Source organism: Cellulomonas sp. P2_B4 (assembly GCF_056404795.1).
On the sequence record NZ_JBFUDI010000009.1, the window covers coordinates 161,694 to 177,758 of the forward strand.

Genomic DNA, 16,065 nt, shown 5'->3' on the forward strand with positions numbered 1-16,065 from the left:
TCGGGCTCACCAGAACGTCACCCAGTCCGGCCGGGCGCGGCGCATGAGCGCCTCGAGGTAGTAGTAGTCGCCCCACAGACAGCCCTCGTCGACGCCGATCCCCTTCGGCATGTCGTACACGGCGTGCTCGAGCAGGGCGGTGCCGGGCTCGCCGGCCCGGGTGGCGTACCCGGCGACGAGAGCGTCGAGGATCTCGTCGGCGGCCTTGCGGTAGCGGGCGGCGGACGGTGCCGTCGCGGGGTCGGTGTCCAACGCGTCAGCCAGCTCGACGAGCCCGTTGACGACGATCGCCGCAGCCGAGCTGTCCCGCGGCTGCGTCGGGTCGTCGGTGAAGACCAGGTCCCAGGAGCACACTCGGTCGGCCGGCAGGTGGTCGAGGAAGTAGTCGGCGAGCGTCACGGCCGTCTCACGGAACGACGGGTCGCCGGTGAACCGATGAGCCATCGCAAACCCGTAGACGCCCCACGCCTGGCCGCGCGCCCAGCAGGACCCGTCGTGGAAGCCCTGGGCCGTCGTGCCGCGCAGTGCCTCGCCGCTGACCGGGTCCCAGTGGAACGTGTGGAACGTCGTGCCGTCCGCGCGGACGATGTGGTCGCGCAGCTGGGCGGTGTGCCGTCGAGCGGCCCGCTCGTACCGAGGGTCGCCCGTCTGCTCGCTGGCCCAGTACAGCAACGGCATGTTCATCAGGCTGTCGATGATCGTGCGGCCGTGCTGGCCCACCTCACCGACGTCACCCCACGCCTGCACGATCCCAGCAGGCTCGAGGAACCGGGTCATCAGGTGGTCGGCAGCCGCGAGCGCCGCCGCGCGAGCTTCCTCGTCGCCGAGCAGGCGCCACGGGACGACGCTCGACAACGTGTAGAGGAAGCCGAGGTCGTGGGTGTCGACGCCGACGTGCTCGCGCATCCGGCGCGCGAAGTCCTCGGCGTGCGCCGCGCCTACCGCCCGGAAGACGTCGTCGCCGGTCAGCTGCCACGCGAGCCACACCTGGCCCGTCCAGAAGCTCGTCGTCCACCCCGTGTTCTCGCCCTCGCCTCCGCCGTCGGCGGGACGACGGGGCAGGTACGTGCCGTCCGTCGTCGTGTCTCCCGGCCACCACGTCGCGAAGGGCGCGAGGTTGGCCCGGACGGTCGCGACGGCCTCGTCGAGGCCCGCGACCGCTCGGTCGGTGGTAGTCATGGGTGGCTCCTTCTGCGGCGCGTCGGCGCCTGTGATCTGGGGTCGCGCAGGGCGCGGGCGGGGCAGGGCGTGGTGCCTGGGCAGCACGGCAGGTCACGGCGCGATGGCAGCCCCGTCGCCTGTCTCGCGCGGCTCGCCCAGCGCGGGTCGGGCCGCGAACCGCGTGTTCGCCCACACGACGTAGAGCAGGGGTGCAGCGGCGAGCCCGAGCGCGAGTGCCGGCTTCGCGGCGAGGAAGGTGAGCCCGAGCCCCACGACCACGGCGCTGAGCGCGGTCAGGTACCACCGCCGCACGGACAGGAAGAGCCCGACCCGCAGCAGGTCGCGCAGCCGGGCATCCGGCCGGGCAGCGAGGAGCACGAGCGCGTAGAGCCCCGTCACCGCGCAGAGCACGGCCAGCGTGACGAACGCGGGCACGGCGAGCGCGCCGATCCGCATCTCCCACACGGCCCGGACGTCGACGAGGGGCACGACCACGCCGGCGACGACCATCGCGGCGATGAACGACGCCTTGCGGAACGACCGCCGCCACGCGCGCCAGAACGTGCGCAGGATCGGTGCGGTCGAGTCGGCGGAGAAGGCGCCGAACACCGTGAACGCGGCGACCAGCCCCGGCGCGGCCAGCGGCGCGACGAGTGCGAGCGCCGGCCAGGACCGAGCAGGGTCCATCGTGACGAGGCCGACGACCAGCGGCGCCCCCGCGACGACCAGCGAGATGTTCGTCGCGAGCGCCGCGTACACCAGGCCGAACACGAGCGTGTACGTGTCGAACCCGACGAGGTGTCGACGTGCGGGACGGGTCGGGGACCCAACGGCCGCGCTCATCCCTTCATCCCCGACGTCGCGATGCCCTCGATGAAGTACCGCTGCCCGAACATGAACAGCAGCGCGATGGGCAGCACCGAGATCACCGACCCCGTGAAGATCAGCGCGTACTCCGCGTTGAACTGGTCGATGAAGGTGCGCAGGCCGAGCTGGATGGTCCACAGGTTCGGGCTGCGCAGATAGATCAGTGGCCCGAGGTAGTCGTTCCAGGTGTTCGTGAAGGTCAGCAGCGCGAGGCTGGCGAGGGCAGGAACAGACAGCGGCAGCATGATCCGCCGCCAGATGCCGTACTCCGAGAGGCCGTCGATCCGCGCCGCCTCGGACAGGTCCTCGGGGATCGTCTCAAAGAACTGCTTCATCAGGAAGACACCGAACGCACCGAACGCCTGCAGCGCGACGATCGACCAGAGGGTGTTCGACAGGTGCAGCTTCGAGAACAGGATGAACTGCGGGATCATGTACGACTGCCACGGAACGGCGATCGTGCCGATGTAGACGAGGAACAGCACGTCCCGTCCGGGAAAGCGCACCTTCGCGAACCCGTACGCGGCGAAGGACCCGGTGAGCACCTGCAGGATCGTCACCGCGACCGAGAGGATGACCGTGTTCTTCAGCCACGTCGTCATGTCGGACTTCGCGAAGATGTCGACGTAGTTCGACCAGACGGCGGGGTCCGGGATCCACTGGATCGGCACCGTGAAGACGTCGTTGTTCTCCTTCAACGAGCTGATGACCATCCAGTAGAACGGCAGCAGCACGCCGACGGCAGCGACGATCAGCGCGAGGTAGAGCAGTACCTGACCGAGCACGGTGCGGGGCTTGCGGCGGCGGGGCCGCTCAGGGTCGCCACCTACCGCGCCGAGCTCGGTCAGTGGCGGGATCGACATGGTGGCCATCAGCGGTCCCTCCGCTTGTTGACGACGAACTGCACGATCGTCACGGCGATGCAGATCGCGAAGAGCACGAGAGCGACGGCCGAGGCGTAGCCGAACTGGTTCTCCTGGAAGCCCTTCTTGTAGATGAACTGCGAGAGCACGAGCGTCGAGGTGCCCGGGCCGCCCTGCGTCATCACGAGGATCAGGTCGAACACCTTGAAGCTGCCGATCGTCAGGATGATCGTCACGAAGAAGGTGGTCGGCCGCAGCGACGGGAGCGTGACGTTCCGGAACTGGTGCCAGGCGTTGGCGCCGTCCATCCGCGCGGCCTCGTAGAGCTCCCGCGGGATCGTCTGCAGACCGGCGAGGAACAGGAGCATGTAGTAGCCCACCTCGCGCCAGGTTCCGACGATGATCACCGCCGGCATCGACCACGTCGCCGAGGCCGTCCAGCCGGGCGGGTTCTCGATCCCGATCAGGCGCAGGAACTGGTTGATCGGACCGAACTCGGGCGAGAACAGCGTGTTCCACACCACGGCGATCGCGACGATCGAGGTGATGTAGGGGAAGAAGGCGGCCGTCCGGAAGAACGCGACGCCGCGCATCTTGCGGTTGAGCAGGAGCGCCAGGCCGAGCGCGATCACCAGCGTGAGCGGGATGTGCAGGGCGGCGTAGTAGACCGTGTTCCAGAACGAGGTCCAGAACGCGGCGTCGTGGATCATCCGGCGGAAGTTGTCGAGGCCGGTGAACGTCGCCCCGCCGAACACGTTCCAGTCGGTGAACGCGTAGTAGAAGAGCGTGACGACCGGGATGAGGGTCAGTACGGCGAAGCCGATGAAGTTCGGCGCGATGAACGACCAGCCGGTGAGCGTGTTGCGCAGCCGCAACGACCCTCGGCGCCTCGTCGGCGGTGCGACGGTGGACATGGGTTCTCCCTAGGGGTSGGGGTGGGGTGCGGTCTCGCCGCACCCCACCCCTGGCCCGGACTAGTTGGTCAGGACCTGGTCCTTGATCTGCTTCGTGGCCGCCGCGATCGCGTCGTCCACGCTCGAGGAGCCGGACATGATCGACGAGTGGGCGTCGTTGAGCGCGTCCTGGATGCCCGAGATGTAGGGCGACACGGGGTTCTCCGGCTTGGTCTCGTGCGTGCCGAAGGCGAACCTGGACAGGTCGTCCGTCGGGGTTCCGTCGACCGCGAAGTACGCGTCGACGACCGAGTCGTCCAGGTAGGACGAGGCGATGCCGATCCCGGCGAGCGCCTTGGCGGCCTCCGGGGTGGCGACGTACGCCATGAACTGCTTGGCCGCCGCGAGCTTCTTCTCGTCCTTGCCGGTCGCGGCGTTGATCGCCATGCCCGTCGGGTCACCGAACGTGACCGGCGTCTTGTCCATGCCGGTCGTGCTCGAGTCGAACTGCGGCGCGGGCGCGATGCCCCAGTTGAACGTGTCGGCGTCACCGGACTTCTGCTGCGCGAGCAGGGTCGCGACGTACCACGAGCCCATCAGCATCATGGCGGTCTGCTGCTTGCCGAACTCGGCCTGGTACGTCAGCTTGTTCGTCGTGACGGTCCCGTAGTCCACCTGCGCACCCGCGCTCTGCAGGCCGAGCACGCGGTCGTAGTACGGCTTCAGGAACGAGTAGTCGCCGTCGGTCAGGTCGACGTCCGGGGACTGCGCGTCCGCGAAGCCCTGGACGGTCGACTGCCAGCTGTGCTGGTAGGTGCCGAGCGCCGGCGAGCCGGCAGCCGCGAGGTTGGTCGTGAGCTCCTTGGCAGTGGTGGCGTAGTCGTCCCACGTCCACGAGCCGTCCGGGTACGCGACACCAGCCGCGTCGAAGAGGTCCTTGTTGTAGTACAGGAGCCACGAGTCCTGGCGGTACGGGATGGCGTAGGTCTTGTCGTCGACGACGTAGTTGTCGGCACCCGACACGTTGTCGGACAGGTCCTTGGCCACGTCGGAGATGTCGAGGAGCTGCTTGCCTCCCTGGTAGGTCAGGAAGGTCTTGAGGACCTTCAGGGTGACCACGTCCGGAGCGGAGCCCGCGGCGAGGTCTGCCGTCAGCTGGGTGTCGTAGTTCGCGGCGTCGTACTCCTTGAGCTCCACCGTGACGTTCGGGTGGGCGGCTTCGAAGCCGTCGACGAGCGTCTGGAACTCCGGGGTCGTCGCCAGGCTCCAGCCGGACAACGAGATGGTGACGGGGGTGGTGTCGGCCGTCGTCGTGTCGTCCGATGGTGCGGACGACGTGTCGCCGCCGCCGCTGCTGCAGGCGGCGAGCCCGAGCGAGACCACGGCGGCGATACCCACCGCTGCCAGGGTTGAACGCTTCATTGCGTGCTCCTTCATGATCGGGGCCCTCATGGCCCAAATCCCTACCGGTCGGTCGAGGCGATCGGACCGGGGACGTTCTCGGCGAGCCGCGTCGGCGTCGTGACCCCGTCGGGCCAGGACACGTCTACGAGTGCGCCGTCGTTCGAGACACCCAGCCGTGCGGCCGGGTCGGTCGTGCCGGAGCCGAGGGAGGCACCGGTCAACGTGAGCAGGACGGCCACCGTGCCGGGGCGGGCGTCGAACGCCAGCCAGGGCACCACGGTGACCGCGCCGAGTGGGCCGGCGTCCGGGAGGTTCGCCAGCCCCGCGGTCGGCGCGCCAAGCAGCGCGACGACCGACGAGGTGAGGCCGTCGGCGACAGCGCCGGCGGCGTGCGGGCCGAGTGCACGACCCTGCGGGTCGGCGCCGGCCAGGGGCCAGCCACCGACGACGAGGTTGCGGGCCTCGGCGGCGAGGTCGTCGACCGCGACGAGGCGCACCTCCCACGGCCCACGCACGATCGAGTGGACCGTGATGCGGCCGGCCGGCCGCACGCGGCCCGTGTAGCCGGAGCCGTGGTGCACCTGCTGCGGCCCGACGTCGACCCAGTGCGCATCGGCCACCGAGGCGGCGTACCCGACGGGTCCGGCGGCCGTCTCGTCCACGCGCACGGCGAGCGTGCGCATGCCGGCGCGGTGGCTGCGGGCGCCCTCGCCGTCGACCAGCACGACCGACTGGTCGACCGGCTCCCGCCATGCCCGCTCGTCCAGCGGCGGGACCGTCGCGGTCGAGTAGCCGAGGCGGGTGTACAGGGGTGAGTCAGCGACCTGCGCGCCCTCGTCGGCGTGGTCCGTGCCGTGGTTGACCACCCGCACCATGCCGTCGACGGCAGTCCCGGCGACCAGCCAGCCGGGCGCTCGGACGGCGAGCAGCGTGTCGCCGACCTGCACGGGCAGCGGCTCGTCGGGGGCCGTCCACACGGGGTGGTCGGCCGGAAGTGCGAGGCCGATCAGGCCCTTGCTCGCCCAGTATGGCGACGACGGGCCCGAGTAGGCCTGCGCGATCTCGCGCCACTCGCCACGCCAGCCCATCGTGAGCAGGCCGTCGTCGCCGGGGTCGCCGCGCTCGGCGAAGTGCTGGACGACGGACGTGCCCGCGCGGCGCAGGAGGCCGAGCGGCGTCGAGGGGACCTGAGCGATAGCGCCGGCCCAGTACGGGGCGGCGGCGGCGAACCGGTAGACGAGGCTGCGGCCCTCCAGGAGCGGAGACCCGTCGCCGCCGACGAGGTGCACGGCGTCCGTGAGGAACCGGTCCAGCATCGCGCGGTCGTGCTCTGCGCGGGGCGCGGCGAGGTCGCCCGCGCCGGTCATCCTCGCCCAGAGCGTCGGGTACAGGTGCATCGCCCAGCCGACGTAGTGGTCGTACGAGCGCTCGGCGCCGTCGGAGTACCAGCCGTCCGCGCGGACGAACGAGTCGTGCGTGGCGAGGTCCTCGGCCATCTCACCCAGGTCGTACGGGCCGCCGACCGAGCGCAGGAACGTCTGGACGACGAGCCGGAACCACACCCAGTTGTTCCGCGGGTAGGTTGCGTCCCCGACCACGGGGCTCAGGTAGTCGACGACCTGCTCCTGCACCAGCGGGGAGAGCCCGTCCCAGATCCAGGCACGCGTCATGTCGAGGACGAGGGCGAGCGACGCGGCCTCCACCTTTGCCTGCCCGTGCTCCGGCAGGCGCACCCAACGCTCGGGCGAGTCTGCCGCGGCCGCCGGATCGACTCCCGCAGCGATGCCGTCGGCGTACCACTGGGCGAGGCCGAGCGGGTCCTCTCCATGCTCGCCGGCGAGTCGGAACCCCGCCAGCAGGAACGTGCGAGCAAACCCCTCGAGCCCGTCGACCGCGTGGCCGTAGCCGCCCTCGGCGCCCGGCAGCGTGACCCGGCCGTGAGCCGGGGAGGCGTAGGGACGCACCGCGAGGAGCATGCGGTCGGCGAATGCCGCGAGGTCCGCTCGGGACCAGACGGCAGGGGTGTGAGACAAAGCTCAGCCTTTCGTTTGCGATCTACTCTGATCGCATTTCGATGACAGGGTGAAAGTAACAGCGCAAAAACGACCCGTGTCAAGCGTTGGGAACATCGTTATCGGGTTGATACACTCACAATCGATCACAGTCGATCAGCGGGGCGGCCGAAATGGAGAAGCATGCCGACGACGACAGGCGCGGCCGTCACCCGGCACGATGAGCGGGGCGAGGCCCCGGCCACGGGCCTCCTGGCACTGTGGCGCACATGGTCGGATGCGCACCGACGTGAACCTCCGCTCGACATCGTCCTCCCGGTCCCCACGGCCGCCGACCGTGCCGCATGGGACGTGAACGGCACCCTGGACATCCCCACCCGCGAGGCCATCGCAGTCAGGGCCGCCGGTGAGCCTGGGACGCCGTGGCCAGCTCCCACCGCGCACGCTTACGCCCGGTACTGGCGGGACGGCGACCGCACCGAGTACGAGGATGCGGTGGGTGCTCGTCAGCGACGCCTCTCGCGCGCGCTCGTCGTCGCCGCCACGACGCTCGACCCGGCGTGGATCGATGAGGTCGCGGACGGGGTGACCGCGCTGTGCGAGCAGAGCACCTGGTGCTGGCCCGCGCACGACGACACCCGCGCGCGGCACGGCGCACTCGTCGCCACGGTCACCGATCCGTTCCTCGATCTGGGAGCCGGTGAGGTCGCCGGCCAGCTCGCCTGGGTCGACCACGTGCTCGGCGACGTGCTCGACGAGCGCTACCCCGGGCTGCGCGCGCGGGTCCGGCACGAGGTGCGCACACGGGTGCTCGACCCGTTCGTCGCCCGGCGCGACTGGCACTGGCTCGGCCTCGACGGCGATGTGCACAACTGGAACCCGTGGATCCACGGGAACGTGCTCGTCGCGGCCCTGCGGTTCGCCGAGCCCGCAGAGCGTGCCTCGATCGTCGGCCTCGTCGTCGAGGGCATCGACCGCTACGTGAAGGCCCTGCCTGATGACGGCGCGGTCGACGAGGGTTACGCGTACTGGTGGAACGGGGCATGCCGCGCGCTCGAGGCGATCGACCTGCTGCGCCACGCGACCGACGGCGGCGTCGATGCGTCCGGCGTGCCGGCGCTCGTCGCCACCGTCGCGTTCCCGCACCGCATGCACCTCGGAGGTCCGTGGTACCTCAACGCTGCCGACGGCCCCGCTCGACCGCCGGAGGACCAGCCGTGGGCCGCGCTGCACTGCGCTGCCATGGCCGCCGGCGACCAGGACGCCGCCGCGCACGCCGCTGCGCACCGGCGACCCGGCGAGCCTGTCGCCGACGAGCGCGCGGGCCTCGGGCGTCTTCTGCGCGCGGCCGCAGACCCGGTGTGGCTCGCCGTCCGCCTGGGGCCGGACCCGTTGGTCCGAGACGTGTGGCTGCCGTCCGTGCAGCTCCTTCTCTCCCGCGACGCCGCCTCGTTCGACGGCCCTCCACCGACCACGGTCGCCGTCAAGGGCGGCCACAACGGCGAGCACCACAACCACAACGACGTGGGCGCGTTCGTCGTAGCGCTGCGGGGCGTGCCCGTCCTCGTCGACCCCGGTCGACCGACCTACACCGCGCAGACGTTCGGCCCCGACCGCTACTCGATCTGGACGATGCGGTCTGACTGGCACAACCTCCCGAGCGTCGCAGGCCGCGACCAGGCGAGCGGCGCGAACCACGCCGCACGTGACGTCTCCGCGGTCGTCGACGACGTCGGGGCCAGCTGGGAGGGTGACATCGCGGCCGCCTACCCCGGTATCGCGGCAGGACGCTGGCATCGTGCAGTACGGTTCCGGCGGGGTCACGACGTCACGGTGACCGACACCTGGGACCTGGCGGCGGTGCGTCCGGGAGAGCGCAGCCTCCTGCACCTCGTGCTGGCGGGCGAGCTCGACGACGTCACCGACGCCGGTGCTCGGGTTCGCGCACTGGACGGAGCCGGAGTGGCCTTGCTCGACTGGTCTGCAGCGGTCGTCGCCGTCCGGGTCGAGCGCCGCGAGCTGGACGACCCTGTCGTGACGCAGGTCTGGGGAGATCATCTGGTGCGACTGACCCTCACCCTCGACGACCCGGTCCGGGGCGCCGCGGATGTCCGATTCCGGCCCGAGGGCGTCCCGGCATGAACACCCCCGCACGCGGCCCCCTCGCGGTCTCGCGCCACGCACAGATCCTCGATGCGCTCGCCCGCCACGGCACCGTGCGCATCTCGGACCTCACCGCTCTGCTCGACGTCACTGCCGTCACCGTCCGCCGGGACATCACCCAGCTCGCCGCCGAGGGGCTGCTCGTCAAGGTGCACGGAGGGGCAGCGGCGCTCGCCGGCACTGACGACGCGGCCGAGCTGATCGTGGCGCACGACCCCCGCACCGGCGACGGCGCCGGGGGCTCTGGGCCCAGGACCGACCGGAGCATCGGGATGCTGGTCCCCGCCCTCGACTACTACTGGCCCGACATCGTGCGCAGCGCCCGCCAGATCGCCCGAGAGCTCGGCATGCGGGTCGTGCTGCGCGGCTCGTCGTACGACACCGACGACGACCGCACCCAGCTCGAGCGGTTGCTGGACAGCGGTGACCTGCACGGCCTGATCGTGGCGCCGAACCTGTCTGCGCCGCACGCGCGCGAGACCATCGACTGGCTCGCCACCGCTCCCGTGCCCGTCGTGCTCGTCGAGCGCGAAGCAAGTGCGCCGCCGCACGACATGCCGCTCGAGTCGGTGGTCTCCGACCACGCCGGGGGCGCCGCGGCCGCCGTGCGGCACCTCGTCGACGCCGGGCACCGGCGTATCGGCCTCATCGTGTCGACGGAGAGCCCGACGAGCCGGCACGTGCGACGGGGCTGGCTCCAGGCCAGCTCGGATGCGGGACTTCCGGTGGATGATGTCGTCGATGCGTCGCTGCCCACGGGCGGTGCGCTCGACGTGGACCCCGTGTTCGAGCAGGTCGTTGACCAGATCCTGGCGACCGGCACGACCGCGCTGCTCGTCCATGCCGACTCGGAAGCCATCGGAGTCGCGCAGCACCTGCAACAGCGCGGCCTCGTCATCCCCGACGACGTCTCGGTGATCTCCTACGACGACACCGTCGTCGGCTTGTTCAGCCCCGCGCTGACAGCCGTCCACCCGTCGCGCACGTCCGTCGGAGCGATGGCCATGCAGCTGCTCGCCGCGCGCATCGAGGACCCGACGCGCCCCGTCCATCGCGTGCTCGTCAGCCCTTCGCTCAACATGCGCGAATCCGTGGCCGCGCCGCGCGCACGCGTCGAGCCCCGCCCGCGCTGAGCCAGGTGTCGCACAGTCAGGGGAGACCGTCGATGCCGAGCGCCTTCGTCTACCTCGTCATGAGAAGGTCAAGAGCTCGATTCTCTGAGGCGGCTCACACCGAAGGCCCCTCACCAGCGGAGATGCTGGTGCGGGGCCTTTGTCGTCCCACGTCGTCGATCCCGGCCGCTAGACCTCGATCGGCACCGGGTAGATCTCGACGGCCGGGTGACCGGTCCGCTCGTGGATGCGCAGGACCGCTTCGGCGTTGGGTGCCTCCGAGACGCACCAGACCATCCCCGACTCCGGGTCTCCCCACGCACTCTGGAAGTCGACCCCCTCCTCGCCCTGGATGTCGACGTCCGCCTGGTGCGCGGCCTTGAGCGCCTCGGGCGTGATGCCGGTCATCCCGTGATGAACGTCCATGAACTTGGGCATGTCGATCCCACCTCCTGGGGAACGGCCGATGCACCATTTGCACCGGTTCGTCCCAGTTCTACTCCCCGCCGCGGGCGGTGGATAGGAGGCCATCGCTCCCGTCGTCCCGACGGCTCGTCCGTGTCGCGGACCGCACCGAGGGCGACGAGCCCTACATTGCAGTCATGGCAGACATCCTGTTGGGCATTCTCGCGATCTTCGCCGGGGGCGTGATGCTCTTCGCGGGGCAGCTCGTGCTGCGGCTCGTCATCCCGATCTGGGGCTTCTTCGCCGGGTTCGCCGTCGGGGCGGGGATCTTCGCAGAGCTGGCGGACGAGCGGTTCCTCGGCACGGTGCTGGGCTGGATATCGGGCTTGGTCCTGGCGATCGTCTTCGCGCTGCTCGCCTACTTCTTCTTCGCGGTGGCGGTGGTCCTCGCCATGACGGCGTTCGGCTACGCGATCGGCGCCGGCCTGGTCGTCGCCCTGGGGATCGACTGGAACTGGATCGCGGTCCTGGTCGGCGCGGGCATCGGCGCGGTCTTCGGTCTGCTGTCGATCTTCGGGAACATGCCCATGATCGTGCTCGCCGTGGTCAGTGCCCTCGCCGGCGCTGTTGCGGTCGTCGGCGGCCTGATGCTCCTGGTGGGCACCCTGAACTCCGACGACTTCACGCAGGGCAGCTTCAGCAGCGCCGTCGAGACCAGCTGGTTCTGGTGGGTGCTGCTGTTCGCGCTGGCCCTGATCGGGATCGTCTCCCAGACCCGGCAACGGGTCGAGATGCGCCGCACGATCCGCGAGTCCTGGTACGTCGCCGAGAGTCGCTGACGGCGGTTCGCTCGTTTCGACGAGCTTCGTCGAGCGCGGAGGCCCGTGAGCCCTGACGACAGAGACGACCTGCGAGTGCGGCTCCGGCGGGCCGTTCTGCTCGTCGCGGGCCTGAACCTGGGCTACTTCTTCGTCGAGTTCACGGTCGCCGTGTCCATCGGGTCCGTCTCCCTCTTCGCCGACAGCGTCGACTTCCTCGAAGACACGGCGATCAACCTGCTGATCTTCATCGCCCTGGGCTGGTCCCTGCGCCGCCAGGCGATGGCCGGCAAGGTCATGGCCGGCATCATCCTGGTTCCCGCCGTCGCCGCGGCGTGGGAGGCCTTCAGCAAGATCGGCGACCCGACGCCGCCGAGCCCCCGCGCGCTGATCCTGACCGCGGGCGGGGCCGCGCTGGTGAACCTGGCCAGCGCGCTGGTGCTCGCGCGATTCCGGCACGAGGGCAGCTCGATGGCCAAGGCCGCGTTCCTCTCGGCCCGCAACGACGTGATCGTGAACCTGGCGATCATCGCCATGGGAGTCCTGACCCTGTGGACCGCGTCCGGGTGGCCCGACCTGATCCTCGGCCTGGTCATCATCGTCGTGAACGCCGGCGCCGCCAGGGTGGTCTGGCTGACCGCCGAGGAAGAGCGTCTCGCCGCCAAGGCGCTGGCCGGAGAGGAGATCGACTAGACCGGGCTCGACGTCACGAGGCGTGCGGGTCCGGTGCGGAGAAGGCGGCGGTCGCCCGCTGCTGCAGCTCGTCGAGGGAGACGTCCTGCAGGTGCTGCGTGAGCCCCCAACGGTGGCCGAACGGGTCGAGGACCTGGCCCTCGCGCTCGCCCCAGAACGCGTCGCTCAGCGGCCGCAGCACGGTGGCCCCCGCGTCGACGGCGCGGGCCCAGGCGGTGTCGACGTCGTCGGTGTGCAGGTAGATCGCACCGTACGAGCCGCCGAGGTGGGCAGGGCCGTAGGACTCCAGCTCGGGGAACTCGTCGGCCAGGGTGATCCGCAGATCTGCGACCTGGAGCTGGACGTGGATGAGCCTGTCCCCGGGAACGACGATCCGGGTGAGCTCCTGAGCGCCGAACGCCGCGGTGTACCAGCGGGAGGCGGCATCCGCTCCGTCGACGGTGAGGTGGACGGCGTGCGTGCTGAAGGTCATGACGAAGCCTTTCCGAGAGCGACGGACGGGGATCCGGTCAGGGCGGTGGTGTCGAGGTACACGATCTCGTAGACCCGCTCACTGAACTTCCAGCCGTCCGGCGTCCGCTGGTAGCGGTCGTGGTAGACGCCGAAGTTGGTCACCGAGCGGCCGTCCCGGGAGCGTCCGAGCTCGTGCATGTGGGTGCGGCCCGACGCGGTGTCGCCGTCGATCCGCAGCGCGCCCGGGTGCGACGTCTGGATGAGGAACTCCGCCGGACGCTGGGGTCCGAAGGCGCGGATCTGCTCGCGGCCGACGAGCTCGGCCGGGATGTCGGGCATGCGCAACGCCCCGTCCGGGGTGAACAGGGAGGCGAGGCGCTCGTAGTCGTTCAGCATGGCCGCGTCGGAGAACTCGCCGCGCAGAGCCTCGATCTCGACCCGGTCTGCGACCGAACGGAGCAGATCGTCGTCGGGTGCGGGCATGGGTGCCTCCTTGATCTCGGGACAGCGTCGCGACCGGGGGCTACCGACCCGACAGCTGTACGACCGGGCAGGTGCCGGCGATGTGAGGTCCCAGGGGCTCCGAACGACGACGAAGGCCCGGAACCGTCGCGGTTCCGGGCCTTCGTCGTCGGGTCGATCAGCCGTGGTGCGGGTGGGGCAGGTGCAGCTCGACGGGCTCGGGCGGCAGGTCGTTGACACCCACGGCCAGGGCCCGCTCACGGCGGTGCCGAGCCGACGGCAGGGCGAGCGAGGCGATCACCGCGAGGACGGCGACGCCCGCGCACACCCAGAAGCCGTAGGTGAACGCCTGGTCGGTCGGCATGCCCTCGGGGGTGCTCTGCGACGTGATGACGGCGGCCACGACGGCGGTGCCGATGCTGCTGCCGATGGTCCGCGCGATCGCGTTGACGCCGCTGGCCTCGCCCGTCTGGGCGGCGGGGACGGCCTCGATGATGGCGTTGGCCATGGCGGCGAACGCCAGTCCGATGCCGGCACCGGTGAGGATGCCCGAACCGAGGACCTGCCAGAGCTCGTCGTGGACGATCGCGGGCAGGGCGAAGGCGGCGACGACGAACGAGGTGCCGAGGGTCAGCGGGACCTTCGGGCCGAACTTGCGGTCCAGGATTCCCGACAGCGGCCCGAAGATGACCATCATGATGACGGTCGGCAGCAGGAACAGGCCCGCCTCCGAGACGGACTTGCCGAACCCGAAGCCGGTCTCGACGGGCAGCTCGAGCAGCGTGGGGACGAGCAGGAAAGTGCCGAACATCGCGAAACCGAGGGCCAGCGCCACGAGGTCGGTGGCCCACACGCCGCGGTTGGCCAGGAGCCGCATGTCGATGAGCGGCTGGGTCACGCGCAGCTCGACCAGGGCGAAGGCGACCAGGGCGACGACGCCGACCGCGAAGAGGGCGAGCGTCTTGCCCTCGAACCAGCCCCAGGACTGACCCTTGCTGATCGCGAGGAGCAGGGACACCAGGCCCACCGTGAGGATCCCGGTGCCGACGAGGTCGAGGCGCCCCGGCGTGCGCACCGGCGACTCCTTCATCCCGAAGATCGCGCCGAGCAGGGCGATGACGACCAGGACGAGCGGCAGCCAGAAGAGCCAGTGCCACGAGAGGTTCTCGACGATCGGGCCGGCCGCGACGATGCCGACGCCCGCGCCGACCCCGAAGATCGCGGAGAGGAGGCCGACGGTGACGCTGACCTTCTCGCGGGGGAGCTCGTCGCGGACGATGCCGATCGACAGCGGGAGGATCGCGCCGGCGGCACCCTGCAGGACGCGGGCGATGATCAGCACGGTCAGGTTCGGGGCCAGGGCGGCGAGCAGCGTGCCCAGCGCCAGCGATGTCAGCACGCCGATGAGGACGCGGCGCTTGCCGGCCATGTCGCCGAGCCGGCCGAGGATCGGCGTCAGGACGGAAGCCGCGAGCAGGTAGGCCGTCAGGATCCAGCTGGCGTCGGCGGTCGAGACGCCGAGGTCCCCCGCGAGCACGGGCAGCGCGGGCGCGACCAGGGACTGGAGGACCGCGAACGCGAGCCCGCCCAGCGACAGGTACAGGACCAGGAACCGGGTGCCGGGGCGCCCCGTCTCCGTGGTGGGGCCGGGACCGGCCTCCGTGGTGGTGTGCGACATGACGTCCCCGCATCTCGATGTAAACGCTTGTTGACCAAGTAGTACCCCAGGGCAACCAGACAAGTCAACGTGTGTTTACATCACAGGGGCGGCGAGGCTACGGTGGCGCGCAGCACCGGGAGGGACGAGATGACTGACGACGAGGCGCCGCGGCGCCGGGACGCGGACGGCACGCGCCAGCTGCTGCTCGCGGCGGGCCGGCGCCGGTTCGCCGCCGACGGCTACGCGGCCACGACCGTGCGCAACATCGCCGACGACGCCGGGGTCAATGTCGCCCTGATCAGCCGCTACTTCAGCTCCAAGGAGGGCCTGTTCGAGGCGTGCCTGACCGGTGCGGCCGACGAGCTCGAGCGGTCGCTGGAGCAGGAGGTCACGCTCGAGCAGCTCGCCGGCCGTGTCGTGAGTCAGCTCGTCGGCCCCGAGCCGGCCGACCGCCCCAACCAGCTGCTGCTCCTCATGCGCACGTCCGGCGACGAGCACGCCGAGCAGATCCGCACCCGGACGCTGCAGTCGTTCGCCGAGCGCCTCGCGGCGATCTCCGGCAGTCGTCCCGGCGACCTCGACCACGAGCGTCGGCTGATCGGCGCGCAGCTGGTCGTCGCGGCCGGCTTCGGCATCTCGATCATGCGGTCCTGGACGGGGGTCGAGCCGCTCGCGTCGGCGAGCGAGGCGGACCTGTCCGGGCCGGTGCACGACCTCCTGACGGCACTGCTCGCTCCGCGCTGACGGGCCTCGACAGCCGATGGCCGCCGATGGCCCACATGTCTCGGCGACCAGCTATTAAGACAAGCGTCCAGTTGGACGATTGACAGGGCATGCGATTCGCGTCCCGAGCACTCCTTGCCGCGCTCCTCACCGTCCTGGTCGTCGCGGGGTGCGAGGACACCTCGTCGTCCTCCGGGTCGCCGGAGTCGTCGGCCACCGTCGCGGCGGAGTCGCCCGCCGCCCTGCAGCAGACGGACGCCCCGGCAGCGGCCGAGCCCGCCGCTCCCGCGGAGACCGAGGCCGCTCCGGCGCCCGCCGCGGCAGCCCCRGCCGACCCTGCGCCCGCGCCCGCCCCGGCGCCGGCTGCCCCCGCACC

The 16,065-nt window shown here is 70.7% G+C and carries 16 protein-coding genes; 6 read left to right on the forward strand and 10 right to left on the reverse strand.

What is annotated here, in order from left to right; translation table 11 throughout:
* Positions 1-6: 6 nt before the first annotated feature.
* The 6 genes from AC1DZC_RS15740 to AC1DZC_RS15765 form a co-directional block, all read right to left on the reverse strand.
* Positions 7-1,179, reverse strand: a complete 1,173-nt coding sequence (locus AC1DZC_RS15740; protein WP_477043922.1) for a glycoside hydrolase family 88 protein — start codon at positions 1,177-1,179, stop codon at positions 7-9.
* Between the two features lie 93 nt (positions 1,180-1,272).
* Positions 1,273-2,004 carry a DUF624 domain-containing protein gene (locus AC1DZC_RS15745; protein WP_477043923.1) on the reverse strand — a complete coding sequence of 244 codons (732 nt, stop codon included), beginning with the start codon at positions 2,002-2,004 and terminating at the stop codon, positions 1,273-1,275.
* The gene (locus AC1DZC_RS15750; RefSeq protein WP_477040595.1) at positions 2,001-2,900 is read right to left on the reverse strand and encodes a carbohydrate ABC transporter permease; all 900 of its coding nucleotides are present in this window, start codon (positions 2,898-2,900) and stop codon (positions 2,001-2,003) included. The genes AC1DZC_RS15745 and AC1DZC_RS15750 overlap by 4 nt, the downstream gene beginning before the upstream one ends.
* Positions 2,900-3,805: a carbohydrate ABC transporter permease gene (locus AC1DZC_RS15755; protein ID WP_477043924.1), complete on the reverse strand. Its 906-nt coding sequence runs from the start codon at positions 3,803-3,805 to the stop codon at positions 2,900-2,902. Before AC1DZC_RS15755 ends, AC1DZC_RS15750 begins: the two co-directional genes overlap by 1 nt.
* Positions 3,806-3,865: 60 nt before the next feature.
* Positions 3,866-5,206 (reverse strand): ABC transporter substrate-binding protein, encoded by a 1,341-nt coding sequence (locus tag AC1DZC_RS15760; RefSeq protein WP_477040593.1) that lies wholly within the window; start codon positions 5,204-5,206, stop codon positions 3,866-3,868.
* Positions 5,207-5,247: 41 nt separating this feature from the next.
* Positions 5,248-7,221 (reverse strand): DUF2264 domain-containing protein, encoded by a 1,974-nt coding sequence (locus AC1DZC_RS15765; protein WP_477043925.1) that lies wholly within the window; start codon positions 7,219-7,221, stop codon positions 5,248-5,250.
* Positions 7,222-7,383: 162 nt separating this feature from the next.
* Here AC1DZC_RS15765 and AC1DZC_RS15770 point away from each other — a divergent pair, with 162 nt between their 5' ends.
* Positions 7,384-9,342, forward strand: a complete 1,959-nt coding sequence (locus AC1DZC_RS15770; protein WP_477043926.1) for a heparinase II/III domain-containing protein — start codon at positions 7,384-7,386, stop codon at positions 9,340-9,342.
* Positions 9,339-10,496 (forward strand): LacI family DNA-binding transcriptional regulator, encoded by a 1,158-nt coding sequence (locus tag AC1DZC_RS15775; protein ID WP_477040590.1) that lies wholly within the window; start codon positions 9,339-9,341, stop codon positions 10,494-10,496. Before AC1DZC_RS15770 ends, AC1DZC_RS15775 begins: the two co-directional genes overlap by 4 nt.
* Positions 10,497-10,664: 168 nt before the next feature.
* Here the strand turns inward: AC1DZC_RS15775 and AC1DZC_RS15780 are convergent, their stop codons facing one another.
* Positions 10,665-10,913 carry an SCO4226 family nickel-binding protein gene (locus AC1DZC_RS15780; RefSeq protein WP_477040589.1) on the reverse strand — a complete coding sequence of 83 codons (249 nt, stop codon included), beginning with the start codon at positions 10,911-10,913 and terminating at the stop codon, positions 10,665-10,667.
* 164 nt (positions 10,914-11,077) lie between these two features.
* Here AC1DZC_RS15780 and AC1DZC_RS15785 point away from each other — a divergent pair, with 164 nt between their 5' ends.
* Both AC1DZC_RS15785 and AC1DZC_RS15790 read left to right on the forward strand, forming a co-directional pair.
* A complete protein-coding gene (locus tag AC1DZC_RS15785) occupies positions 11,078-11,719 on the forward strand; it encodes a DUF4203 domain-containing protein (protein ID WP_477040588.1) in 642 nt (213 codons plus the stop codon).
* 45 nt (positions 11,720-11,764) lie between these two features.
* Positions 11,765-12,391, forward strand: coding sequence for a cation efflux transmembrane domain-containing protein (locus AC1DZC_RS15790; protein WP_477043927.1), 627 nt, complete (start codon positions 11,765-11,767; stop codon positions 12,389-12,391).
* Positions 12,392-12,404: 13 nt separating this feature from the next.
* Here the strand turns inward: AC1DZC_RS15790 and AC1DZC_RS15795 are convergent, their stop codons facing one another.
* From AC1DZC_RS15795 to AC1DZC_RS15805, 3 genes are all read right to left on the reverse strand, one after another.
* Positions 12,405-12,863, reverse strand: a complete 459-nt coding sequence (locus AC1DZC_RS15795) for a VOC family protein (RefSeq protein ID WP_477043928.1) — start codon at positions 12,861-12,863, stop codon at positions 12,405-12,407.
* Positions 12,860-13,327, reverse strand: coding sequence for a nuclear transport factor 2 family protein (locus AC1DZC_RS15800; RefSeq protein WP_477040585.1), 468 nt, complete (start codon positions 13,325-13,327; stop codon positions 12,860-12,862). Before AC1DZC_RS15800 ends, AC1DZC_RS15795 begins: the two co-directional genes overlap by 4 nt.
* A 157-nt stretch (positions 13,328-13,484) precedes the next feature.
* Complete coding sequence (locus AC1DZC_RS15805) at positions 13,485-14,984, reverse strand: MFS transporter (protein ID WP_477040584.1); 1,500 nt, start codon at positions 14,982-14,984, stop codon at positions 13,485-13,487.
* Positions 14,985-15,113: 129 nt separating this feature from the next.
* On the opposite strand from AC1DZC_RS15805, the gene AC1DZC_RS15810 reads away from it, so the two are divergent.
* The gene (locus tag AC1DZC_RS15810; protein WP_477040583.1) at positions 15,114-15,710 is read left to right on the forward strand and encodes a TetR/AcrR family transcriptional regulator; all 597 of its coding nucleotides are present in this window, start codon (positions 15,114-15,116) and stop codon (positions 15,708-15,710) included.
* Positions 15,711-15,799: 89 nt separating this feature from the next.
* Positions 15,800-16,065, forward strand: a 266-nt coding sequence (locus tag AC1DZC_RS15815) for a hypothetical protein (protein WP_477043929.1), incomplete at its 3' end; no start/stop codon positions are given.